The 23,516-nt window shown below is 64.1% G+C and carries 20 protein-coding genes and 1 tRNA gene; 10 read left to right on the top strand and 11 right to left on the bottom strand.

Translation table 11 applies throughout. The features are described 5' to 3' along the window. The first annotated feature begins 52 nt into the window (after positions 1 to 52). Positions 53 to 355 (top strand): hypothetical protein, encoded by a 303-nt coding sequence (locus WS49_RS04395; RefSeq protein WP_059524817.1) that lies wholly within the window; start codon positions 53 to 55, stop codon positions 353 to 355. Between the two features lie 50 nt (positions 356 to 405). Here WS49_RS04395 and WS49_RS04390 read toward each other — a convergent pair whose 3' ends face one another. Beyond that, a complete protein-coding gene (locus WS49_RS04390; protein ID WP_059524815.1) occupies positions 406 to 618 on the bottom strand; it encodes a hypothetical protein in 213 nt (70 codons plus the stop codon). Between the two features lie 366 nt (positions 619 to 984). On the opposite strand from WS49_RS04390, the gene WS49_RS04385 reads away from it, so the two are divergent. From WS49_RS04385 to WS49_RS34800, 5 genes are all read left to right on the top strand, one after another. Then, entirely contained in the window at positions 985 to 2,142 is a 1,158-nt protein-coding gene (locus tag WS49_RS04385; RefSeq protein ID WP_059524813.1) for a DUF4382 domain-containing protein, read from the top strand. 812 nt (positions 2,143 to 2,954) lie between these two features. Continuing rightward, positions 2,955 to 5,288: a GH92 family glycosyl hydrolase gene (locus tag WS49_RS04380; protein WP_156441341.1), complete on the top strand. Its 2,334-nt coding sequence runs from the start codon at positions 2,955 to 2,957 to the stop codon at positions 5,286 to 5,288. Between the two features lie 254 nt (positions 5,289 to 5,542). Beyond that, positions 5,543 to 6,055, top strand: a complete 513-nt coding sequence (locus WS49_RS04375; protein ID WP_059524809.1) for a hypothetical protein — start codon at positions 5,543 to 5,545, stop codon at positions 6,053 to 6,055. 1 nt (position 6,056) lies between these two features. Beyond that, on the top strand, positions 6,057 to 6,290 hold the full coding sequence (locus tag WS49_RS04370; RefSeq protein ID WP_059524807.1) for a hypothetical protein: 234 nt from the start codon (positions 6,057 to 6,059) through the stop codon (positions 6,288 to 6,290). 11 nt (positions 6,291 to 6,301) lie between these two features. Then, positions 6,302 to 6,634 (top strand): hypothetical protein, encoded by a 333-nt coding sequence (locus WS49_RS34800; protein ID WP_156441340.1) that lies wholly within the window; start codon positions 6,302 to 6,304, stop codon positions 6,632 to 6,634. Between the two features lies 1 nt (position 6,635). Here the strand turns inward: WS49_RS34800 and WS49_RS04365 are convergent, their stop codons facing one another. From WS49_RS04365 to fdnG, 8 genes are all read right to left on the bottom strand, one after another. Next, positions 6,636 to 7,214, bottom strand: coding sequence for a DUF4337 domain-containing protein (locus WS49_RS04365; RefSeq protein WP_059524805.1), 579 nt, complete (start codon positions 7,212 to 7,214; stop codon positions 6,636 to 6,638). 380 nt (positions 7,215 to 7,594) lie between these two features. Then, positions 7,595 to 7,690: transfer RNA gene (locus WS49_RS04360), tRNA-Sec, on the bottom strand. Positions 7,691 to 7,720: 30 nt separating this feature from the next. After that, positions 7,721 to 9,646, bottom strand: coding sequence for a selenocysteine-specific translation elongation factor (gene selB, locus WS49_RS04355; protein ID WP_059524803.1), 1,926 nt, complete (start codon positions 9,644 to 9,646; stop codon positions 7,721 to 7,723). Then, positions 9,643 to 11,082, bottom strand: a complete 1,440-nt coding sequence (gene selA / locus WS49_RS04350; RefSeq protein WP_059524801.1) for an L-seryl-tRNA(Sec) selenium transferase — start codon at positions 11,080 to 11,082, stop codon at positions 9,643 to 9,645. The genes selB and selA overlap by 4 nt, the downstream gene beginning before the upstream one ends. A gap of 77 nt (positions 11,083 to 11,159) precedes the next feature. After that, entirely contained in the window at positions 11,160 to 12,095 is a 936-nt protein-coding gene (gene fdhE / locus WS49_RS04345) for a formate dehydrogenase accessory protein FdhE (RefSeq protein ID WP_179949242.1), read from the bottom strand. A gap of 109 nt (positions 12,096 to 12,204) precedes the next feature. Continuing rightward, complete coding sequence (locus WS49_RS04340; RefSeq protein WP_059524797.1) at positions 12,205 to 12,831, bottom strand: formate dehydrogenase subunit gamma; 627 nt, start codon at positions 12,829 to 12,831, stop codon at positions 12,205 to 12,207. Beyond that, complete coding sequence (fdxH, locus tag WS49_RS04335; RefSeq protein ID WP_059524795.1) at positions 12,828 to 13,742, bottom strand: formate dehydrogenase subunit beta; 915 nt, start codon at positions 13,740 to 13,742, stop codon at positions 12,828 to 12,830. The genes WS49_RS04340 and fdxH overlap by 4 nt, the downstream gene beginning before the upstream one ends. A 10-nt stretch (positions 13,743 to 13,752) precedes the next feature. Further along, the gene (fdnG, locus tag WS49_RS04330) at positions 13,753 to 16,824 is read right to left on the bottom strand and encodes a formate dehydrogenase-N subunit alpha (protein ID WP_156437126.1); all 3,072 of its coding nucleotides are present in this window, start codon (positions 16,822 to 16,824) and stop codon (positions 13,753 to 13,755) included. A 141-nt stretch (positions 16,825 to 16,965) separates the two neighbouring features. On the opposite strand from fdnG, the gene WS49_RS04320 reads away from it, so the two are divergent. From WS49_RS04320 to WS49_RS04310, 3 genes are all read left to right on the top strand, one after another. Further along, on the top strand, positions 16,966 to 17,886 hold the full coding sequence (locus WS49_RS04320; RefSeq protein WP_059524789.1) for a YihY/virulence factor BrkB family protein: 921 nt from the start codon (positions 16,966 to 16,968) through the stop codon (positions 17,884 to 17,886). A gap of 427 nt (positions 17,887 to 18,313) precedes the next feature. Further along, positions 18,314 to 19,471, top strand: a complete 1,158-nt coding sequence (locus WS49_RS04315) for a porin (protein WP_059524787.1) — start codon at positions 18,314 to 18,316, stop codon at positions 19,469 to 19,471. 470 nt (positions 19,472 to 19,941) lie between these two features. Next, positions 19,942 to 20,415 (top strand): VOC family protein, encoded by a 474-nt coding sequence (locus WS49_RS04310; protein WP_059524785.1) that lies wholly within the window; start codon positions 19,942 to 19,944, stop codon positions 20,413 to 20,415. Positions 20,416 to 20,552: 137 nt separating this feature from the next. On the opposite strand, the gene WS49_RS04305 is transcribed toward WS49_RS04310, so the two are convergent. After that, the gene (locus WS49_RS04305; RefSeq protein WP_059525649.1) at positions 20,553 to 21,353 is read right to left on the bottom strand and encodes an aminoglycoside adenylyltransferase family protein; all 801 of its coding nucleotides are present in this window, start codon (positions 21,351 to 21,353) and stop codon (positions 20,553 to 20,555) included. Between the two features lie 259 nt (positions 21,354 to 21,612). Continuing rightward, on the bottom strand, positions 21,613 to 22,062 hold the full coding sequence (locus WS49_RS04300; protein WP_011548077.1) for an HU family DNA-binding protein: 450 nt from the start codon (positions 22,060 to 22,062) through the stop codon (positions 21,613 to 21,615). A 268-nt stretch (positions 22,063 to 22,330) separates the two neighbouring features. Here WS49_RS04300 and WS49_RS04295 point away from each other — a divergent pair, with 268 nt between their 5' ends. Then, entirely contained in the window at positions 22,331 to 23,449 is a 1,119-nt protein-coding gene (locus WS49_RS04295; protein WP_059524783.1) for an acyltransferase family protein, read from the top strand. Positions 23,450 to 23,516 lie beyond the last annotated feature (67 nt).

Raw genomic sequence — 23,516 nt, 5'->3', positions numbered from 1 at the left:
GATATCATGCGCCCACGGTCCGTCGTCGCGTTCCCTTTCGAGCGAGCTGCAGATGAACAGTGCGTACACCTACCGCGGATACACCATCGATGTCCGCTGCGAATTTCGGCTCGACGAACCGCGCGACCACGCGCCGCCACCCGCCACGCTTCGGTTCGGATTCGTGGCGGTCGTGCAGGTCCGCGCGGCCGGCATCGCGCCGCGCCTGCTGGCGCCGGTCCGGCTCGGCGACGATGGCGGCCGCCTGTTCGACGACACCCTCGACGCGCTGCGCGCCGGCCGGGCGGCCGGCGAAATCATCGTCGACGACCTGCTGGTCGATTCCGGCTCCACCGACGGGCGCGCGCATTCCTGAGCCGGCAATTGGCCCGGAGCGTTCTGCGCGGGTCGACGGTGCCCCGACGCTCAGTTCAGGCGTTTTCGTCGTAGTTCGTGTGTCGAATAGACGACGAGGAAGATCCCCAGCATCGCGACGCCGGATGCCATGAAGTCGTTTGCGGTTCCCATGCTGTTCAGCGATTTCGGGAAAATGCCGAGACTCAGTCCCGCGGCAGCCAGGAGCACGCCTGCCGCCACACCCCATACCGGTCCGGTGGTCTTTTCGATTGTGTTTTTCATACAGCACCCGTCTTCAGTCGTTACCTGAACGGGGGCGGCGCATGTCGCTCGCGACCACCGTTCGTGCTTCGACTATAGCGGCGAAATAATCAGGGCGGATTCAGTGCTTTCACCGATCAAGTTTTCGCCGATCGCGAATTGGGCGGTGTTCCGGCGACACTCGTTCTCGCCGATCGGTTCGGAGCATGATTCATTCCCCGCGCGCCGCAATACGTGCCACCGGGTCGCGAATACCGGTCGAGAAGCGCCTCCCCTTACGCTCCGACGCAGAATTTACGGTTCGTTTCAAAGCTGTCCATACTGTGGGCATTCCCCGACGCTATGCTTCGTTGCATCCACAATAATTTCCTGGAGGGGGACAAAACAATGAACCATTCATTCTGGAAGGCCGCACTATGTGCGGCAGCGGTGCCGCTCGCGCTCGCGGGATGCGGCGGCGGCGATGATAGCGGCCCACAAACCGGCACGCTGCATGTCGCGATGACCGATGCGCCTTCATGCGGCTTCGATCATGTCTTCATCACCGTCTCGCAGGTTCGCGTCAATGCGAACGGGAATGCTTCCGACAACGACGCCGGCTGGTCGACGATCACGCTGGCCACACCGCAGAGGATCGACCTGCTGTCGCTGACCAACGGCGTGCTCGCCGATATCGGTCAGACGGCGCTGCCGGCAGGTCAGTATCAACAGGTCCGTCTGGTTCTCGCGCAGAACCAGGGCAACACCCTCGCGAACTCGGTCGTCCCGACGGGCGGCACGGAACAGGCGCTTGCAACGCCGAGCGCGACGCAAAGCGGCTACAAGATCATCCAGCCTTTCACGGTTCAACCGAACACGCTCGTCGACCTCGTGCTCGACTTCAACGCGTGCAAGTCGATCGTCCAACGGGGCAACGGCACGTATGCGCTGAAGCCGGTCGTCACCGCGATCCCGACCGTCGTGAGCGGCGCGATCTCCGGTTACGTCGCATCGGCCGAAGCCGGCGCGACCGTGTATGCGGAACAAGGCGGCAAGGTGGTCCGCGGCACGGTTGCCGATGGTACCGGGAAGTTCGTGCTGTCGCCGCTGATCCAGAGCTCGACGCAAGGCAACTACGATGTGGTGGTCGTGCAGAACAACTTCGCGTCCGGCATCGTGCGCTCGGTTCCGGTCGTCGTGAATACGACCACGGCGGTGTCGACGTCGAACGCGCCGATCGCGCTGCCGGCATCGACGATGAGCACGGTCAGCGGCACGGTGACGGCAAGCGCCGACGCGTTCGTGCGGGCACTGCAGACCGTCGATGCAAAAGCGTACGAGATCACGTCGATCAACGCGAACATGGATACGGGAGCGTACGCGCTCAATGTACCCACGGCCGCGCCGATCGTCGGCACTTACTCGGGATCGCTGCCGGTCGCGCTGGCTGCATCGCCGGGCGCCGCGGCACAATATACGATCGAGGCGGACGCAGCGTCGGGCGCAACGCAATCGACGAACGTCAACGCAACGACCAGCCAGTCGAACGTCAATTTCAGTTTCTGACGCATCGACAGCATCATCGAAAGGGCCGCACGGCCCTTTCATCAATAAACGGGAGAACGAAGTGAAGAAAGGGGTTATCGCATTGCTCGCGGCGGCGAGCGTGGTCGGCGCGCTCAGCGGGTGCGTCGCATATGTTCCGGGTCCGCCGGTGGTCGTCGCACCGCAAGGCGGGCCGGGGAACGGGTTCTGCCCGCCCGGACAGGCAAAGAAAGGCAATTGCTGATTGAACGAGGCCCGCGTACGCGGGCCTTTGATTTTCAACGGTGCAGCAACGGGTACGCGGCGAGCCCCATCGACACCGCGCCCGCCACGATCGCCGGTTCGGGCAGACGTATGTGCTCGCCCGGAACACCACCGGTTCTGTCCATCGCGAATCACCCTTCGCGTTGGACATCCGAGATATCGCGGAAACGCGCGCGTCGATCTCGCACTCGAGCCCGGAAGAAAACACTCCGGTGCCCCAACGTTCAGGCGCGCCGTTACCTCGAGCTACACCCTCGCTGCCGCTTCTCGAAGCCGGCACGCACCACCCACTCTCGCACATCAAGGCGGCATCGCGGCAAGGCCACCCTGCTCTTCGCACTGCTTACCGTTCTGCAGTTGAAACTGCTCTTCCCAAACACGGTCCGGCGCGGCTGCCGCGAATCATCTGCTCCGCTGCGTACATTTCGTCCGAAGTTTCATTCAGTACGTCATGTTTAGCAAAACAAACAAAAAATCAGGGAGACATCTGATAGTTGATAAACCGACGGCTCTGTAATATTCCGTAACACCAGGGAGGTGGACAACAATTTCCAACAAGGAGACCGAAGGTGACAAATAGCACACGCTGGATCGTGGCCGCAGTCGCGGCCGCAATGTTGAGCACCGGTTGCGGCGGCGATACGGCTGATAGCCCGCCTGCAGATCATTCACCGATGTATCCCGGCAGGCCATCGAATCCCGGCTCTCCGTCGAATCCATCCAATCCCGGTACGCCGTCCAATCCGACACCGTCCGTCAAGGATTTGCAGTTGACGCGCTATGTCGACCCGATGATCGGCACCGATCAAGTGCCGCCGATCGATCCCGACATTGCGAAAGCCGAAGCTCACCCTGAAGATTTGCTCGGTGGATTTACGACGCCTGCCGCTACGTTGCCGTCCGGCATGGTTCAGTGGGGGCCGGATACTCCGCCCGTTCCCAACGTGTGGAGTCCGCCCGGCTACCATTACAGTCAGACGCAAATCACGGGTTTCAGTCTCACGCACCTGAGTGGTGTCGGCTGTAGCGCAGGTGGGGCGTTGCCGGTATTTCCGACCGTTGCCGGCGAGGATGGCCCTTCGTCGTTCAGGCATTCGAACGAAACCGCGAAGCCCGGCTACTACGGCGTGACCTTTGACAACGGCATCCGTACCGAACTGACGGCAACATTACGTTCCGGCGCCGCACGTTTCGCGTGGCCGGACGGCAAGATCGGACAACTCAATATTTCTGCAGAAAGTACCGAAAACGCGGGTGACGGTTCAATTGCCATCGACCCGGACGACTCACAAGCGTTGCAAGGCACGTTGACAGGCGGCGGCTTCTGCAGCAATGGCCAGACTTACACGATCAATTTTTATATTAAATTTGATCAGGACTTCAAACCAAGCATAAGTGGTGATAGTGCGAAATTGACATTTTCGCCATCCAAGCCGGTCAACATGAAGGTCGGCATTTCGTACGTCAGCATCAAGAATGCCAAGGAAAATCTGCAGCAAGAGAGCGGATCACAAACGTTCGACCAACTTGCGTCGCAGGCTGATGCAATTTGGAACAAGGAACTGAACGCAATCCAGGTGACAGGTGGCAGCGACGAAAATCTGAAGAAGTTCTATTCGGCCTTATATCACGCGCTCCTTGCACCGAGCATTTTCAATGACGCGAACGGCGAATATCTGGCGATGGATGGCACAACAGCCAAAGTTCAAACGGGTCACAGCCACTACACCACGTTTTCCACCTGGGATATTTACCGGTCGCTGATGCCGATGATTGCGTGGCTGAAACCGGTTGCAGCAAGCGACATGATGCAGTCGCTTGTCGACGATGCCAACGTGTGCGGCGGCAGCTTTCCGAAATGGGTTGAAGCCAGCACGAACAGCGACGTCATGCCGGGGGACGGCGCGTCAATTCTTGTTGCGCAGAGCTACATGTACGGCGCAACCGGCTTCGATACGAAAAAGGCGTTGTCGATCATGCTCGATACGGCAAACGGTGTCGCCACCTCGTGTAACGGAATTACTGCGCTCCCCGGACTTTCCGATTACATCAAATATGGCTACCTACCCCCGGAAACCGTCAGCAACGGCCCCGCATCGACGACGCTGGAATATGCAGCAACGGATTATGCGATTTCCCGTTTCGCGCAAGCGCTCGGCGACAGCAGTAACGCGGCGAAACTGCTCAAGCGTTCAGCAAACTGGAAAAATCTGATCAATCCGTCTGCTCCCGGTTATAACGGCACTACGTTGGCGCGCCTGTCGGATCGAAAAGGCGATGGTAGCTGGGTGGCGGACGCCTACAAGGAAGTCGAAGGAAACGTCGAACAATACACGTGGATGGTGCCGTTCGACATTCCGGGATTGATCAATGTCCTCGGTGGTGACAGCGCAGTCGTGCCCCGGCTCGATATGTTCAACCGCTTCCTGAATGCGGGTGAAGGCAGTCAGCACATGTGGATCGGAAACGAACCGTCGTTTGCAACGCCGTGGATTTACAACTGGACAAGCCGCCCGGACCGGACGCAAAAAGTCGTACGCCGGATCGTCAACCAACAGTACACGACGGCCGCATCCGGTCTGCCAGGCAACGACGACGAGGGTGCAATGTCCGGTTGGTTCGTCTGGGCGGCGCTTGGCCTTTACCCGGAAGTTCCGGCTGTTCCCGGCTTTACGCTGACGAGCCCGTTGTTCCAGCATGCGCTGATTAAACTTGGCAACGGCAACATGCTCGCGATTGACGCCGACAATCCGGACTTCACCTACGTGAAAAACGCCACACTGAACGGCGCGGCGTTGAACAGCACTTGGCTCGACCTGGATCAGGTCAAGAACGGCGGCGCACTCGCTTTCGGCCTGAGCGATGCACCTACGACATGGGGGCGTTCCGCTGTCGCACGGTAACTTTTCAGCGCAAAGCAAACTGCGCGAAACCCATTTGGCGCAGATGCTTCTCTGATGGACAACGCTGCTTTTTTGATATTACGATCTGACCGACCTCCATTGCCCCTCCTAACTCGATCCCGAGGGGCAATTTTACGGCGGGTGTCCATTTTCATGGCACCCGCTCTTTTTCGTACTGCAAACGATGTGATGTCGATTTGTAAAAGCTGTCAGCCGAATACGCAGCCATTGATCTGATCCACCAGAGATAGACCATGACCCATGCAGCAACCCTCCATTTGTCTGCCGATCGGCTCGAAGCCGCGCAGACCAAAGTCACTGACATATTTCACGCGATCGGAACAGTCTTGACTCTCATAAAAGAAGGGCCGGACATTCAACTCGAACTGGCGACCGACTGTATCAAAGTGGCCGAGTTCAGTCTCGCCGGGCTATGCAGCCTAATGGGCGTCGACACCTTTACCTCAAGGGAGCGCGAGCAGCGTTACCTACACCTTCGAGCAGCCAACAAGCGCATTCGTGATCTCGAGACGCAGCTTGGCAACACGGCGTCCCCGGAGATCACTCAACACGCCATCAAGAACATCGCCCTTCACCTCAAGAAGTGGTGGAACCGCGACGGATTCGGCTATGTGCACGACCTCGAATTCGGCGCCTACGGTACCTGTCATGGCAAATTCTCGTTTCGGCTCAACGCTGGAGTCCCGCCCCCCCGACTCGGACACGCCTGCCTTCGACAAGCGGAACGACGCAGCGCGAATAGATAGCTTGCGCAACCGAGGCTTCGTAATCGTTCGGGATGACAGACAATGGGCGATCGCCGACTGCGATGCCAGCCGTGCTGCATTGATCGATCTTTTCGCCAAGAACATTCCGTCGGCCAGGGTTTTCAGGATCGAGAACGTAAATCGCTGGCGTGCGAACGACTTCGTCCTGACAGCCGCCGAAGTCTACATTCATGACCTTACGGAAATCATCGCGCTCCCAATCCCTCCTGTTTGACGACCATTGCCATGGCTACCCGAAACGTTCTCCAGCCGATTCCCGTCATACGAGACGAGAACGGCTATTTCATGCATCCGGATCTTCGCCGTTTCTGCAACGTCACGATGAGCGGCGCCAAACAATGCGGCGCATTAGAGTGGGCAGCGCTCGAGGCCCAGGCCGGCGTCAAGACGTCGGTCTACCTTCTCGAATCCGAGCCACAGGATCATCCGGCGGTCGACGCATATTTCGTACGCGGCATCCGCGAGGCATTACGTGCATCTGGTAACCGCCCAGCTTGCATAGCGCCCGTGTCCGCTTTTTACGGAATTCCAATCCCAAGCCATCGGCGGAAATCGTAGATCAAACCCCAAAGAAGGCCAAGCCCGCGATCACGATGCCAATCGCGGCCACGCCGATCGACAGACCTTGCATCCATGACCGTCGCGTGAGAATCGTGATCGCCGCCAGTGCGATCGAGATCTGGATGATGGTCGTCGCCTGCGACCATCGATGGTGTCGGTGCATCCGCTCCTCACTCGCCACGTTGTTCTTCTCGACTTCCTTTTCCAGCGCCTCGGCACGTACCCGGATCGGCTCCTTGTCGGCGCGGTATCTCGCGGCATCCGTCTCGAACCGCTTTCGCTGCTGCGACGTCTCCGGGCTCAACGCCGCACCGAGTTCGGCGAGGTTCTGCTTGTTGCCCTTCGCCTGATAGTAGGCCCACTGGTTCGCAGCCTCGGTTTTCCGGATCGCGGCGTCATTCTTGTAGAGCAACGCAAGGCTTTCGTCGGCACCGCTCTGATAGGCAGATATCGCGCCGAAGCAGGCAAGCACCGCCGTCAGCACCGCGATGCGCGACGTACCGTGATCGCCATCGTGAGCCGCGTGATGTTCCACCGCATGGTCGTGAGGACCATGAACTTCGTATTCTTCAGACATCCTTGGCACCCGCGTGATACGCGTTCTGTCGGGATAATGCGGCGATTATCCGGCATGAGGGCGATTTCGGGCAACGCCCCGGGCATCGAACGCGTGTGCGTCACGCCGATATGGACCAGCCCGCAGAACAATACGTAGACGTAGGTCGGGAGATGTTGCAGGCGCACATGGACATCGTCGCTCGGTCGAAGCCAAGAATCCATCGTTGCAGTCTCGTTCGACACTCGCGCGATGCGCTCGCCGGATAACTGCCCGGCTCGCGGAAGCCATCAAGAAGACCGGCCAATCGTAGAGCGCCGACACGATACGGGCAAAAAAACCCGCCCCACTTACGAAACAAGGCGCTCCCGATGGAGCGCCTGGATCGCCGAAAACCAATGTGGCGGAAGGCAGCCAGAGTCGAACTGACCCGGGAGTGTCTGACACCCCCAACCGGGTTTGAAGCCCGGCCGTACCACCGGATACGAATGCCTTCCGTGGGAAAAAACCAAAAGAACAACGAGCGCCTACGCCTGTACACCCATCCAACCGCTATCAGGCCGCAGGAAGTGAAGATCGCGGTGGAAGCGAGTATACCCAACCCGATCGAAGAATTCGAGAATCTGGATCGCCCGCTTGCGGCCGAGCCCGGTCGCGTCGCGGAACGTCGCCGCATCGAGCCCGCCGCCACGCGTCGGCGCGAGATTGGCAACCAGCCCGGCCAGTTCGCGCACGACATCCGCGTGATAGAACAGGTCGCGCACGACCTGATGCACGTCGCCGCGCCGCGCGAGCTTGCGCAGCAGCGTGCGCACGGCATCCTCGGCCGCCCCCGTGTCGCGCGCCAGATCGCGGACCCACGGCGGATCGAAGCGCCCCGCATGAATCAGCGGCAGCAGTTGCTGCGCCAGCGCTTCCTCGCGCGCATCGAAACTCACCGCATGCGCCGGCAGATGCAGCCACGGCCCGCTTCGCGCGACCTCCCCGCCATCCACCAGCGCATCGACCAACGCGCGCCACGGCACATCGCCGACGAGCGGCGCCGCCATCCGTCGCAGGCGCGCCGCATCGAGCCCCTGCTCGTCCGGCACGCGCTCGTGATACGCGCGCAGCGTGTCGATCGCCCGCGCCTGCAGCGCATGCCAGTGCGCGCGCGCGATCACCGTGCCGTCGTTCGACGCACGCTCGCGCTGGCCGATCGCCAGGGCGTCGTCCGGCAACGCGAGCGCATCGGGCGCGAAGCCCGTCAGGTGCGTGAGCATCGTGCGTGCGATACCGAGCGGCGCCTGCGCAAGCAGCGCATCGAGCCGCCCTTCGTCAAGCCATGCCGCGAGTGCGTCGAGCCATGCGCGACGCGCGGGCGTGCGGCGCTTGCGCGCGGGACCGAACGGGTCGAGCACGCGGCCGCCGCCGACGGTGCGCGTCGCCTGCGGATTGCGGACGATGAAGCGATCGCCCGGCAGCGCGAACACGGGTTCGTCGAACACCAGTTGCACGCGCATCTTTTGGCCGGCCGCGAGCGTATCGCCGTCGAGCAGCGCGACGTGCGCGACGCGATGCAGCGTGCCGAGATGCACGTGCAGCGGCGCCCAGTGCGTCAGCGTGAGCCCCGCATCGGCCAGCAGCGTCAGGTCGACGTCGAGACGCGGCGACGTCGCGACGAGCCGCGCGTCCGCGACGGTATCGCCACGCTCGACGTCCGCCTTGTCGACGCCGGCCAGGTTCAGCGCGCAGCGCTCGCCAGCGCGGCCCGCGCCGACCGGCCGGTTCTGCGCATGGATGCTGCGCACGCGCGCGGCGGCGCCGGTGCGCACGACCGCGAGCGTGTCCCCGGTCGCCACGCGGCCGGCGAACGCGGTACCCGTCACGACGGTGCCCTGCCCGGCGAGCGTGAACACGCGATCGACCGCGAGCCGGAACAGGCCGTCGTCGCGACGTGCGCGCCACGCGAGCGCCGCATCGGCGAGATGGCGCTTCAATGCGGCGCCGCCCGGATCGTCCTCGCGCGTCGCGCAGGTTTCGAAGATCGGCGCGCGATCGAGCGTCGTGCCGTGCAGCCACGCGGCGATCTCGTCGCGCACCGCCGACAGGCGTGCGATGTCGACGCGATCGCACTTCGTCAGCGCGACCGCGCCATGCGTGACGCCAAGCAGTTGCAGGATCGCGAGATGCTCGCGGGTCTGCGGCATCACGCCGTCGTCGGCGGCGATCACGAGCAGCGCGAAGTCGATTCCGCACGCGCCGGCCGCCATCGTGTGAATCAGCTTCTCGTGGCCCGGCACGTCGATCAGGCCGAGCACGTCGCCGTTCTCGAGCGGCGTATATGCATAGCCGAGTTCGATCGAAATGCCGCGCGCCTTCTCTTCCTTCAAGCGGTCGGTATCGACGCCCGTCAGCGCGCGCACCAGCGTGGTCTTGCCGTGGTCGATGTGCCCCGCGGTACCGACGATCATGCAGCCGGCCCCGCGACCTGCACGCATTGCGCGACGAATGCCGCTTCGTCCGCCGCTTCGAGGCAACGCAGGTCGAGCCGCAGCGCGTTGTCGGCGATGCGGCCGATCACCGGACGCGGCCATTCGCGCAGTTTCTTCTCGAGTTGCGCGAGCGCGCGGCCGCCACGCTTGCCGTCCGGCGTGCGCACGACGAGCCCGGCGCTCGGCAACTGATCGATCGGCAGCGCACCGCTGCCGATCTGGCTGAACATCGGCTCGACCGTCACGTCGAAGCCGCTGCCGAGCGCGGCCTGCAACGCAGGGCGCACGCGCTCGGCGGCCTCGGCGATATCGCGCTGAGGCCGCGTCAGCAAGCGCAACGTGGTGAGCCGCTCGCGCAGGAATTCCGGCGCGCGGTAGAGCCGCAGCACGGGTTCGAGCGCGGCGAGCGTCAGCTTGCCGACGCGCAGCGCGCGCTTGAGCGGATGTTTCTTGATCTTCGCGACGAGCGCGCGATCGCCGACGATCAGGCCGGCCTGCGGCCCACCGAGCAGCTTGTCGCCACTGAACGTGACCACGTTCGCGCCGGCGGCGACGGTTTCCTGCACGGTCGTTTCGTGCGGCAGGCCCCACTGCGTCAGGTCGGCGAGCGTGCCGCTGCCGAGATCGACGGCAACTGGCAGCCCGCGCTCGCGTGCGAGCGGCGCGAGTTCGGCCAGCGTCACTTCCTTCGTGAAGCCGCTGATCGCATAGTTGCTGCAGTGCACCTTCATCAGAATCGCCGTGCGCGGGCCGATCGCATCCGCGTAGTCGCGCAGATGGGTGCGGTTGGTCGTGCCGATCTCGCGCAGCTTCGCGCCCGCGCGGCTCATGATGTCGGGAATGCGAAATGCACCGCCGATCTCGACCAGCTCGCCGCGCGACACGATCACTTCGCATTTCGGTGCAAGCGCGGACAGCGTCAACAACACGGCCGCGGCATTGTTGTTGACGACGGTCGCGGCTTCCGCGCCGGTCAGTTCGCACAGCAGATCGTCGATCAGGTCATCGCGATCGCCGCGGCGGCCGGTGGCGAGATCGAATTCGAGGTTGACGGGCTGGGTGAGCGCGTCGACCACCGCACGCACCGCGTCGTCGGGCAACAACGCGCGCCCGAGATTGGTGTGCAGCACGGTGCCCGTCAGGTTGAACACCGGGCGCACGGTGCCCGCGTTCTGTGCGGCCAGCGTGCGGGCGACAGCCGCGGCGATGCGCGGCTCGTCGAGCGGCTCGGCCGCCGACGGATTCTGCTGAGCGGCGGTGCGCCAGCGTTCGAGTTCGGCACGCACCGCGTTCAGCACGCGGGTGCGGCCATGGTCGGCGAGCAGCGGTTGCAGCGGTGCCGACGACAGCACGCGCTCCACCGACGGCACGCGCGCGAGGACGGCATTCAATTCATTCAAACCCGGTTCGGTCACGTAATGGTGGCTCCATTTCCATGCGCGGCGGGGCAGCCGGCACCGGCGCTCGCGCGCCCGCCCCGGCTGCCCTGCCGTCACTCCGCTTCGCGCGACATGTCCGGCCACAGCAGCGGGTTCGGCGAACTGCGCTGGTAGCCGGCTTCGTTCATCAGCAGATCGAGCGTGAGGCTCGCGAGATCGTCCGCCAGCGGCTCGAACTCGTAGTCCTTGTCCTGGTAGCCGATCTTGCGATAGGTCTTGCATTCGTCGCACGACTCGGCCTTGACGGCTTCGCTGCCGCCCTCGATCCCGTGGTAGGCGATGCCCTTGGTCGAGTCGCAGTGCGAACATTTCGTGCGCACCATGTGCCACTCGGTCGTGCACAACCCGCACTGAAGGAAACGGTAGCCCTGGAACTGGCCGCCCACGCGCACGACGCTCGCGACCGGATGCGAGCCGCACACGGGGCACAGCCCCGGCTGGTCGAGATACGGGACGTCGGCCGGTGCGACGCGGCTCGCAAGATCGGTCCAGACGACCTGCAACGCGGCCATCAGGAACGGCGCGGTGGCCGGATCGACTTCGGCGAAGCGCAGCGCGAGGATCGCGTCGGCCTGTGCGTCGAGTTCGGCGGGCGCCATCAGGCGCAGCCGGTCGAGCAGCTTCGCGAGCGACGGATTGACGAGCCCGGCGCTTTCGACGCGGTCGAGCAGTTCGTACAGCACGGCCCGCCACTGCGGGTTGCGCTCGCCGTCGAGCGCCGGCACGAGCGGCATCGAATGCTGCTGTGCACGCGCGATCGCTTCGGGCGACGGCATCGGCAGGTTCAGCGCCTGCAGCGTCGCGTGCTGCGCATCGGCGACGGTCGCCATCAGCCGCAGGTAGCCGCTGATCGGGTTCAGGTCGGCGAGCTTGCGCAGCCGTGCGGCACGCGCGGCAAACACGGTGTCGCGCTCCGGCAGGCGAAAGCGCGGAATGGCCGAATGATCGAGCGTCGAGATCTCGGTCGGTTCGAGAATGCGTTGTGTCACGAAAATGTCATCCAAAAAAACAAGCGCCGACGGATCGGCGCTCTTCAGGCAGTCCCGGCGGCAGGCGGGACGGCGCGCCGCAATCGGCGTACCGCCCCGCTCCCGTGCGTTATTTCACGCTTTCACGGAACCACTTCGGGTGATGCTTGCGGGCCCAGCCCAGCGTGACGGTGCCGCGCACCATCGCCCCGATCGAGCCCTTCACCCACAACGCCGCGTAAATGTGCACGATGATGCTCGCGATCAGCACGAAGGCCGCCACGGCATGCACGACGGCCGCCGCGCGGATCATCCCGATCGGGAAGTAGAACGAGAAGTAGCGTCGCCAGATCACGATCCCCGACAGCAGGAGCAACAGCAGGCACGCCACCAACGTGAAGAATAGCAGCTTCTGTCCGGCGTTATAGCGCCCGACAGGCGGCAGCTTGTCTTCCTGGTTGGTCAGCACGTCGTCGATCTGCTTCAGCCATTGCCGGTCATCCGCGTCGAGCACGTTGTGGTGCCAGAAGCGCACCACGAGAATCGCGAACGACACGAACATCACGAGACCGACGAACGGATGCAGGATCCGCGTCCACTGGCCGCCGCCGAACAGCGCGGTGAGCCAGAACATCGACGGATGGAACAGCGCGAGCCCGGACAGCGCGAGCAGCACGAACGTGATCGCGGTGATCCAGTGGTTCGTGCGCTCGTTCGGCGTGTAGCGGACGATCAGGTTGGGGTCGTCGTGCTTCATTTTGCGTCCTCCTTGATGCGTCGCGCCTCGTCGCGGGCGGCGGCTTCCTCGTCCTCGCTGACCTCGTTCGGACCGACCCGGGTGTAGTGGAAGAACCCGGCCAGCGCGGTCAGCGCGAGCCCGGCGACCGCGAGCGGCTTCGCGATGCCCTTCCACAGCTTCACCATCGGGCTGATCGACGGATTGTCGGGCAGGCCGTGGTACAGCGACGGCTTGTCCGCGTGGTGCAGCACGTACATCACGTGCGTGCCGCCGACGCCCTGCGGGTCGTACAGCCCCGCATGCTCGAAGCCGCGCTCCTTCAGGTCCTCGATCCGCTCGGCCGCGTGCTGCTTCATGTCCTCCTTGGTGCCGAACACGATCGCGCCCGTCGGGCAGGTCTTCACGCAGGCCGGTTCCTGGCCGACCGCGACACGATCGGAACAGAGCGTGCATTTGTATGCGCGATGATCCTTCTTCGAGATCCGCGGAACGTTGAACGGGCAGCCGGTCACGCAATAGCCGCAACCGATGCAGTTTTCCTCGTGGAAATCGACGATCCCGTTGTTGTACTGCACGATCGCGCCCGGCGACGGGCACGCCTTCAGGCAGCCCGGATCCTCGCAGTGCATGCAGCCGTCCTTGCGGATCAGCCACTCGAGGTCGCCTGCCGGGTTCTCGTATTCGGAGAACCGCATCACCGTCCACGAGTGCTCGGACAGGTCGGACGGGTTGTCGTACACGCCGACGTTGGTGCCGACTTCGTCGCGCAGGTCGTTCCATTCCATGCATGCCGTCTGGCATGCCTTGCAGCCGATGCACTTCGATACGTCGATCAGCTTCGCGACGCTCCCGGTCACCGGTTCGCGCACCGTGGGCGGTGGCGTCGTGGTGGCCGAGACGCGCTTGATATCCAGCGATTGCAATGCCATCTCTTCCCCCTTACGCCTTTTCGACCTTCACCAGGAACGACTTGAATTCCGGTGTGTACGAGTTGCCGTCGCCTACGGACGGAGTCAGGGTATTGGCGAGATAGCCGGGCTTCGTCAGACCCTTGAAGCCCCAGTGCAACGGGACGCCGACCGTCTGGACCTTCTTGCCCTCGATCGTCAGCGGCTTGATCCGCTTCGTGACGAGCGCGACCGCGACGATGTAGCCGCGCTTGGACGACACCTTCACGCGATCGCCGTGCGCGACGCCGACTTCCTTCGCGAGATCTTCGCCGATCTCGACGAATTGCTCGGGCTGGATGATCGCGTTCAGACGCGCATGCTTGGTCCAGTAGTGGAAATGCTCGGTCAGCCGGTAAGTCGTCGCGACGTGCGGGAACTCCGACACCTTGCCGAACGACGCGCGGTCGTCCGGGAACACGCGGGCGGCCGGGTTATTCAGCGCCTGCGGGTTGTCTGGGTGCAGCGGGTTCGCCGCGAGCGGCGTCTCGAACGGCTCGTAGTGCTCGGGGAACGGACCTTCGTTCATCCCCGCGCGGGCGAAGAAGCGCGCGACGCCTTCCGGGTTCATGATGAACGGACCCATCCCGTTCTCGGGCGATTCGTCGGCCTTGAAGTCCGGCACGTCGGCGCCCTTCCACGCGCTGCCGTTCCAGCCGATCAGCTTGCGGGTCGGGTCGAACGGCTTGCCGCTCACGTCGCACGACGCGCGGTTGTAGAGGATCCGCCGGTTGGCCGGCCACGCCCACGCCCAGTTCAGCGTCTGACCGATGCCGGTCGGGTCCGAGTTGTCGCGCCGCCCCATCTGGTTGCCGGCCTGCGTCCAGGCACCGCAGAAGATCCAGCAGCCGCTCGCGGTCGTGCCGTCGTCCTTCAGCTGCGCGAACGCGGCGAGCTGCTCGCCCTTCTTCACGAGCGTCTTGGCCGGATCCTTCGGGTCGGGCAAGTCGGCGAGCGCACGGCCGTTGAACTCCATCGCGAGCTCTTCGGGCGTCGGGCTTTCCGGGTTCGCGTACGGCCAGGTCAGGTTCACGATCGGATCCGGATACTTGCCGCCGTCCGTCTGGTACATCTTGCGCATGCGCAGGAACAGCCCCGACATGATCTCGAGATCGCTGCGCGCCTGGCCCGGCGGCTCCGCGCCCTTCCAGTGCCATTGCAGCACGCGGCTCGAACTGACGAGCGAGCCGTTTTCCTCCGCGAAGCACGTGGTCGGCAGACGGAACACCTCGGTCTGGATCTTCGATGCATCGACGTCGTTGTAGTCGCCGTGATGCTTCCAGAACTCGGACGTCTCGGTTGCGAGCGGATCCATGATCACGAGCCACTTCAGCTTCGCGAGGCCTGCCGCCGTCTTCACCTTCGACGGCGCCGCCGCGAGCGGGTTGAAGCCCTGGCAGATGTAGCCGTTCATCTTGCCGGCATTCATCAGCTCGATTGCCTGCAGCAGGTCGTACTGCTTGTCCAGCTTCGGCAGGTAGTCGTAGGCCCAGTTGTTCTCGGCGGTCGCCGCATCGCCCCACCACGACTTCATGAAGCTGACGTGGAAGGCCTTGTAGTTCTTCCAGTAGCTCAGCTGGTTCGGTCGCAGCGGCAGCTGCGTGCGCTTCTTGATGTAGCCGTCGAAATCCTGCTCGGCCTGCATCGGCAGCGTCATGTAGCCCGGCAGCAGGTTCGACATCAGCCCGAGGTCGGTCAACCCCTGGATGTTCGAATGGCCGCGCAGCGCGTTCATGCCGCCGCCGGCGATGCCGATGTTGCCGAGCAGCAGCTGAACCATCGCGCCGGTGCGGATGATCTGCGCGCCGATCGAATGGTGGGTCCAGCCGAGCGCGTACAGCACCGTGCCGGCGCGGCCGGGAACGGCCGTCGTCGCGAGCATTTCGCACACCTTCAGGAATTTCTCCTTCGGCGTGCCGCACGTCTGCTGGACCATGTCCGGCGTATAGCGCGCGTAGTGCTGCTTCAGCAGGTTATACACGCAGCGCGGATGCTGCAGCGTCGGGTCGACCTTCACGAAGCCGTCGTCGCCGCGTTCGTAGTCCCAGCTCGATTTGTCCGGGTACGCGTGCTTCTCCGCATCGTAGCCGGAATAGATGCCGTCGTTGAACGCGAAATCCTCGCGCACGATGAACGAGAAGTCCGTGTAGTTCTTCACGTACTCATGCTGGATCTTGTCGTTCGTCAGCAGATAGTTGATCACACCGCCCAGGAAGACGATGTCGGTGCCGGTGCGGATCGGCGCGTAGTAATCGGCCACCGAGGCCGTACGCGTGAAGCGCGGGTCGACGACGATCAGCCGCGCCTTGCGGTGCGCCTTCGCCTCCGTTACCCACTTGAAACCGCACGGATGGGCCTCGGCTGCATTGCCGCCCATCACGAGAATCACGTCCGCGTTCTTGATGTCGACCCAATGGTTCGTCATCGCTCCACGGCCAAACGTCGGGGCAAGACCTGCCACCGTCGGGCCATGTCAGACACGCGCCTGATTGTCGAATGCGAGCATCCCCAGACTACGGATAGTCTTGTGGGTCAGGTAGCCGACTTCGTTGCTGCCCGCCGACGCGGCCAGCATGCCGGTGGTCAGCCAGCGGTTGACCTTCGCGCCGTCTTCGGCCGTCTCGACGAAGTTCGCGTCGCGGTCCGCTTTCATCAGCTTCGCGATCCGGTCGAGTGCGTCGTTCCACGAGATCGGTTCCCACTTGTCCGAGCCGGGCGCGCGGTATTCGGGATGCGTCAGGCGGTTCGGGCTGTGGATGAAATCGATCAGGCTCGCGCCCTTCGGGCACAGCGTGCCGCGATTGACGGGGTGGTCGGGATCGCCTTCGATATGGATGATGCTCGGCTGTGCGTTCTTCGCGCCGTCACCGAGGCTATACATCAGGATGCCGCAACCCACCGAGCAATAAGGGCAGGTGTTGCGCGTTTCGACTGTGCGCGCCAGCTTGTACTGTCGGACCTCGGCGAGCGCTTCCGTCGGAGAAAAGCCCATCAGGGCAAGACTCGATCCGGCAAGCGACGTGGCCGTCACCTTCAGGAACTGGCGCCGGGACATTTGTAGCATGATGGTCTCGGCGTTTTTGTGGGGTGAGGTGAAACTGAAAGGAATTATAGACAGTTCAGGCAACTATGATCGAATCCTCGGATCAATACGGATTTGTCTGATCCCCCGATGTCCTCGCGTACAACGCCCAACCGAACCGTCATGAAACGACCGATCACGTCCGAAGCCACCCGTCTCGCGCAACAACAGGCCAACTGGGCACTCAATGCGTTCAAGCGCTTCTCGTCCGACCGCTGCTCGGCGATGGCCGCGAGCATCGCGTTCTTCTCCGCGTTCTCGCTCGCGCCGACGCTCGTGATGGTGATCGCCGTGGCCGGCTGGTTCTACGGCGACGACGCCGCACGCGGCCAGGTGTTCGAGCAGGCGCATCAGTTGATCGGCGACGACGCGGCGGCCAGCATCCAGACGATCGTGCAGAACGCGCATCGCGCGGGCGAGCGCGGCGGAATCGCGACGCTGATCTCGTTCGCCGCGCTCGCGGTCGGCGCGTCGGCGACGTTCGCGTCGCTGAACACCGCGCTGAGCGTGATCTGGCCGAGCACGGAAAGCCGCTGGTCGAGCATGCTCGGGCTCGTGCGCGTGCGGCTGGTTTCGTTCGGGCTCGTGCTCGGCGTCGCGTTCCTGTTGATCGTGTCGCTGGTGCTCGATACCGCGATCACGTTCGTCGGCACCTGGCTGCTCGGCGATTCGCCGTACGTCGTGATCACCAATCTGCTGCAGTTCTTCGTCGGCATCGCGGTGCTCGCGGGCGCGTTCGCCGCGCTGATGAAGTTCCTGCCCGATGCGCGCGTCGCATGGCGCGACGCGACGATCGGCGGGATCGTGTCCGCGATCCTGTTCTCGGGCGGCAAGAAGCTGTTCGCGCTGTACCTCGCGCGCGCGGGCACGGCCAGCGCGTTCGGCGCGGCCGGATCGTTCGCGGTCCTGCTGATGTGGCTGTACTTCTCGGCGGCCGTGCTGCTGCTCGGCGCGGAATTCGCGGCCGCGCGCGGCGATGCGCATCGCCGCACCGGCAACACTGCGGCCGCGGCCGCGCCGACCGATCGCGCAAGCGGCGACTGATTCCCCACGTATTGCTTCCCGCGGTCGCGCCGCGCGCGTCGTATCGCCGCCCTACGCGACCGTCTCCCTTTCCGCAACCATCCCGCCCGCCACGCATTCGCGCACGTTGACGCGATCTTTGCGTCGGCAGGCGATGCGCGCTGCAACGGCAAACGTTTGCATGCCTCGATTTCCGCGTACGAACCGGCGAAATCCGCCCTTCTCCTGCCGAGCGCATCAACAGCTGCAACAATCGCAGCGCACCAAATGTCAACTATTTCAAAAAGAGGAACAGTCGTTGATGTCCTTGATATATATGGATTTTTTTCGGCTGTTACCTTTTCGAGACACTTTATTTTTTAAGCTTTCTTGCACGTATGGCACTGAGCTATTCTCCAATCCGCAACAAATAACGAATGACGATTCATTTGCGTGGAGATACTCAACGATGAAGAAACTCGCACTCTCGACCCTCTCGCTCGCCCTGCTGGGCGCCGCTGGCGCTGCTCACGCTCAGTCGAGCGTCACGCTGTACGGCGTGATCGATACGTCGATCGCATGGGTTCACGGCAACAACGGCCAGGCCAACAACTCGTGGCAAATGCTGTCGGGCAACCTGCAAGGCAGCCGTTGGGGCCTGAAAGGCGCTGAAGACCTCGGCGGTGGCCTGAAGGCGATCTTCCAGTTGGAAAACGGTTTTGATCCGGGCACCGGCCACCTGAACCAGGGCGGTCGCATGTTCGGTCGTCAGGCATACGTCGGCCTCGAGAGCGCCCAGTACGGTACGCTGACGCTCGGCCGCCAGTATGACCCGCTGGTCGATCTGGTCCAGGCAGTCACGGCTGACAACTACTTCGGCAGCGTGATGGCAACGCCGGGCGACGTCGACAACAACGACAACTCGCTGCGCGTCAGCAACGCAATCAAGTACACGTCGCCGGTCTGGGCAGGCTTCCAGGTCGAAGGCATGTACGCTCTCGGCGGCGTTGCAGGCAAGACGGGTTCGGGCCAGACGTGGTCGGTCGCGGCTGCCTACAACAACGGCCCGGTTGGCGTTGCAGCAGGCTACTTCTACGCAGCCAACCCGTCGCCGACGACGGCTGTCGGCCGCGCAGGCTGGGGTTCGACGACGTCCGACGCGATCTTCGACGGCCCGATCAACTCGGGTTACGCAACGGCGAAGTCGATCGCCATCGCGCAAGTCGCAGGCCAGTATGCCCTCGGCCCGGTGACGTTCGGCGTCGGCTACAGCAACGCACAGTACAAGCCGGATGCGTTCTCGGGCTTCGGCTCGACCGAGAAGTACAACACGATCCGCGGCTTCGCGACGTACCAGGTCACGCCGCCGCTGCTGCTGGGCCTCGGCTACTCGTACACGAAGGCTAGCGGCGACACGTCGGCCAAGTACCACCAAGTCGGTGTCGGCGCGGACTACTCGCTGTCGAAGCGCACGGACGTCTACCTGGTTGGCGCATACCAGCACGCAAGCGGCACGCAGCTCGTCGACGGCGTGCAGCAAAGCGCGCAAGCGTCGATCGCTTCGTACGGCTTCGCTGGCAAGAGCTCGGCCGAGCTGGTCGCGGTCGGCATTCGCCACAAGTTCTAAGAAGTACGTTTCCGGTGTGCATGGCGTCTCCGACGCCATGTCGCCGAACTGCAAAACCAGTCACCGGTTTCGGCCGTGGCTGGTTTTTTTTCGTCCGTTGCCGGCGGCGCCGTGGCGGGCGATGGTCGTGGTCGACACTTGGGTACGGCAACCGGCCGGGAGCGGCTCCTGGACCGCCTGTCGCGCGCTGGAAGCCCGTCCTCAGGCATCCGGACACCTCTTGCTGTCCGACGGCCGCATACGGCCGGTCAGGCGCACGCCGCCGCGCGGACCTCGCCATATCCCCCTGACGCGCGACGACGCGGAATCCAGCATCGCAACGGACACTTGTCCGCCGCCCCTGCCGATTTCGATCCCGCGACGCGAAGCACTATGCTTCGACTTGTCGATTTCGACGGCTTTCGTCCGTCGTATCGATGGCGGCACGCGGATTGCCCCATCCCTCACCGACATCCGATAGGAGACGCTCCATGACGATTCAGAAGATCACGCCGTTCCTCTGGTATGCGACGGAAGCCGAAGAAGCCGCGGCCTTCTACGCGGGCATTTTCCCGAACTCGCGCGTCGTGCGCGTCACGGCGGTACCCGGCACCAGCGGCACCCGGATGGTCGAATTCGAGCTGTTCGGCCAGCCGTTCATCGCGATGAGCCACCCGCGCACCGAGACGTTCAACCATGCGATCTCGCTGATGATCAGTTGCGCCGACCAGGCGGAACTCGACCGCTACTGGAGCGCGCTGCTCGACAACGGCGGCACGGCCGACGGCTGCGGCTGGCTGCGTGACCGCTTCGGCGTCTCATGGCAGATCGTGCCCGACGCGCTGATCCCGATGATGGCCGACCGTGACGAGGTCAAGGCGGCGCGCGTGGCCGCGGCCATGATGCAGATGACGAAGTTCGACGTCGCCGCGCTGAAGGCCGCCTACGCCGGCACGGCGGGCTGACGAAGCACCGGCGCCGCAGCCTCCTTCGCGCGGGCATCGGCACGCCCGCGGCGCGCGCGATACGCGCCTGACCGCGGCCGTCGACGGGATTGCATCGCGCCGCGACGCAATCGCGGGCAGCAGCCCTTCGCGCGCGGCTACGCCGACAACATGGCTTCGACGATCCGTCGCACGTAACGCACGAATACGGCGACCGGTTGGCCCGACAACAGCGCGTCGGCACCGTCGCCGTCACCGCGCAGATAGACGGTACGCGCGGCCGACAGAACGGGGCGGTACGTGTCGGGCAGGCGCTCCAGCGCCCACGCCGCGGCGACATCCTTCGGCGCGATCCTGCCGGTCGCGGCGCTGTACCAGATGCGCGCGAGCGCGAGCACGACGTTGCATTCGTCGCCGCGCCAGTCGGGCTCGGCATTCCACTGCGCAACCGTGGCGAGGAGCGCGGCGACGAAATCGCGTGCGGGCACCGCGTCGAACCACGCGGCCGCGCGCGGCCCGTGCAGCGCAACGTCGTGCTGCCGCACCTTCGTCAACAGAATGGCCAGATCGTGATCGACGCATGCCGGCTCGACGATACCCCCGCGCAGATCGCGGCGCAGCCATTCGCCGAACTGCAGTTCGCGCCGGGCAGGATGACGCCACGGCACCACGTCGCCGCGCACGACCACGGTTACTTCCAGCGCGCGCATGAGCGCCTCGCTCCGCGGCGGCGCAGACACGTCGAGCAAGTCGAGCATCAGCGCGCGCCGCACCGCTTCGCCCGGCGATGCGGCAACCGTCACCAGCAGGTCGATGTCGCTGCGCGGTTTCAGCCCGCCGTCGAGCGCCGAACCGAACAGATGCATCGCCTGCAGCGTCGCGCCGAGATGCCGTTCGATCGCGGCGCACGCGACCGTCACCTGCTCGGCGATCTCGGCGGGAACGATCGTCGCGTTCATCGCGCAAGCCCCGCGCGACGCACGCGCAACGCGCGGCGATGCACAGCCGCGCGCCGGCACGAACACGACGATCCGGCCATCCGCGCAAGCGGCCCGCCACACCGGATGCGCGTCACGTCATGCCGTATCCGCGCCGTGCGATACCGACGCGGCCGTTCGATTTGCGCGGCGCAATAAAAATCCCCGTACGCTTTCGCGTACGGGGATCGTCGGACATCGCAACGGCCGCCGACATGCATTCGGCGACCGTTACGCGGCATTACGCAGCCGCGTCCTTCAGCTTCTTCAGCGCACGTGCCTTCACGCGCACGCTGGCCGGCTTCGCCGGGAACCAGCGCTCTTCGCCCGTGAACGGATCCTTGCCGAAGCGCTTCTTCTTCGCCGGCACGACTTGCGCCGTGATCTTCAGCAGACCCGGCAGCGTGAACTCGCCTGCGCCCTTCTTGTGAACCGAGCCCAGCACGACGTTCTCGAGTGCGACGAGCACTGCCTTGACCGCCTTCACTTCGACAGCTGCGCGCTCAGCGATGTGCGTTGCGAGCGATGCCTTCGTGAACTTGTCCTTCAGCGGCGTCGGAGCAGCCGGTGCTGCCTTCGCGACAGCCTTCTTGGCCACTACTTTCTTCGCGGGCGCAGCCTTTTTGGCAGCCACTTTCTTGGTGGCCGGTGCGGCAGCCTTCTTGGCCACCTTTTTTGCGGAAGTCGCCATGTTTCTCCTACCAGGTGTGGTCGTTGGATACACGAAGCGTGCAACGCGCGCGCTTCAACGCCGGATTCTACAAGCGCCTTGACGCTTCGTGGAGTACTTTTATGCGTTTTCGCGGGGTTTCCCGCAGGTTTTGTTGCGCGCGACCGACTTCGACGCCGCTCCAGCATCGAAAAACGCCTTCACGTATACGTCCAAACGCGTCCGATCGCGAATTACGTTCGATATTTGCGCACCTATACTGACCTCGCTCAGTGCCCCGGATGCCTTCATGCGCGAAGTCAGATACGTCAAAGGACTCGACGGCCTGCGAGCCATCGCCGTCATCCTCGTTTTCCTGTCCCACAAGGGCCACGTCCTCGCCGTCGACGTGGGCAAGCTCGGTGTGTGGACGTTCTTCTTCATCAGCGGATTCCTGATCGTCGGCGAACTGCATCGCAATCGTCAGGCGATCGAGTGCGGCGCGATGACGCGCCGCCATGCGCTGGCGCTGTTTCTCGCGAAGCGCGCGCTGCGGATCTTTCCCGTCTACTACCTGCTGCTCGCCGCGCTCGCGATCGCGCACGCGCTGTTCTACCAGCGCGGCGTCGATCTCGGGCTCGCTTGGCACGCCACGTTCCTGTCGAATTACTGGATCGGCGTCGTCAAGGACGGCTGGCCGGGCTCCACGTCGCACTTCTGGAGCCTCGCGGTTGAGCAGCAGTTCTATCTGATTGCGCCGCTCACGCTGCTCGCGGTGCCGGCCGCGCGCCACGTCGTGCTCGGCGTCGCGGCCATCGCGCTGTGCGCGCTCGCGCATCTCGCGCTCTACGCGGTCGATGCATCGCCGGTGCTGATCTACGCGTTTTCCCCGTGGAATTTCGCGCTGATCGCACTGGGCGGCGTCGGCGCGATGGCGCTCGCCGATCGCGGCCAGGACGTCGTCCGCCGCATTCCGCCCGGCTGGCTCGGCGCCGCCGGCGTCGTGTTCTTCCTCGCGCTGCCCGCGTTCACGATGCTGCCGGACGTCGTCACGGGGCTCGCGGATCTCGGCCTGTCCGCGTCGCTCGGCGCGCTGATGCTGTGGATCGTCACCGAACCCGACCATCCGGCCGTGGCACTGCTCGACTGGGCGCCGCTCGTCTATCTCGGCACGATCAGCTACGGCTTCTACCTGTTCCACAACCTGATCCCGGCACGTTTCGGGGAGATGCCCGCGCTGTTCGCGCGCGTGCCGGTGCCCGTAATCGTCCGGGACGTGCTGCCCGAACTGCTGCAGTTCGCGCTTGCCGTGCTGCTCGCACATCTGTCGTGGCGCTATCTGGAACGGCGCCTGCTCGACTTCAAGAAGCCGATCGCCGCGATGCTGGCCCGGTACTTCGTCGCGCGGCCGAGCACGTCGCCGCGCTGAGCGCGATACCGGCGCGGACCCGACGCAGCCTGTACGCAACCGTCGTTCATCAGCGCGCAAGCGGCCG

It is taken from the genome of Burkholderia sp. RF7-non_BP4, from assembly GCF_001521935.1.
GTDB classification, from domain to species: Bacteria; Pseudomonadota; Gammaproteobacteria; order Burkholderiales; family Burkholderiaceae; genus Burkholderia; species Burkholderia diffusa.
The sequence above is the reverse complement of the archived record's forward strand: the minus strand, read 5'-3'. Positions and strand labels throughout refer to the sequence as shown.

Bases quoted from the DNA above. Each gene is read 5' to 3' on its own strand.
- WS49_RS04395 (WP_059524817.1), top strand. From the start codon at position 53: ATGAACAGTGCGTACACCTACCGCGGATACACCATCGATGTCCGCTGC.
- WS49_RS04390 (WP_059524815.1), bottom strand. From the start codon at position 618: ATGAAAAACACAATCGAAAAGACCACCGGACCGGTATGGGGTGTGGCG.
- WS49_RS04385 (WP_059524813.1), top strand. From the start codon at position 985: ATGAACCATTCATTCTGGAAGGCCGCACTATGTGCGGCAGCGGTGCCG.
- WS49_RS04375 (WP_059524809.1), top strand. From the start codon at position 5,543: ATGACCCATGCAGCAACCCTCCATTTGTCTGCCGATCGGCTCGAAGCC.
- WS49_RS34800 (WP_156441340.1), top strand. From the start codon at position 6,302: ATGGCTACCCGAAACGTTCTCCAGCCGATTCCCGTCATACGAGACGAG.
- WS49_RS04365 (WP_059524805.1), bottom strand. From the start codon at position 7,214: ATGTCTGAAGAATACGAAGTTCATGGTCCTCACGACCATGCGGTGGAA.
- selB (WP_059524803.1), bottom strand. From the start codon at position 9,646: ATGATCGTCGGTACCGCGGGGCACATCGACCACGGCAAGACCACGCTG.
- WS49_RS04340 (WP_059524797.1), bottom strand. From the start codon at position 12,831: ATGAAGCACGACGACCCCAACCTGATCGTCCGCTACACGCCGAACGAG.
- fdxH (WP_059524795.1), bottom strand. From the start codon at position 13,742: ATGGCATTGCAATCGCTGGATATCAAGCGCGTCTCGGCCACCACGACG.
- WS49_RS04320 (WP_059524789.1), top strand. From the start codon at position 16,966: ATGAAACGACCGATCACGTCCGAAGCCACCCGTCTCGCGCAACAACAG.
- WS49_RS04315 (WP_059524787.1), top strand. From the start codon at position 18,314: ATGAAGAAACTCGCACTCTCGACCCTCTCGCTCGCCCTGCTGGGCGCC.
- WS49_RS04310 (WP_059524785.1), top strand. From the start codon at position 19,942: ATGACGATTCAGAAGATCACGCCGTTCCTCTGGTATGCGACGGAAGCC.
- WS49_RS04305 (WP_059525649.1), bottom strand. From the start codon at position 21,353: ATGAACGCGACGATCGTTCCCGCCGAGATCGCCGAGCAGGTGACGGTC.
- WS49_RS04300 (WP_011548077.1), bottom strand. From the start codon at position 22,062: ATGGCGACTTCCGCAAAAAAGGTGGCCAAGAAGGCTGCCGCACCGGCC.
- WS49_RS04295 (WP_059524783.1), top strand. From the start codon at position 22,331: ATGCGCGAAGTCAGATACGTCAAAGGACTCGACGGCCTGCGAGCCATC.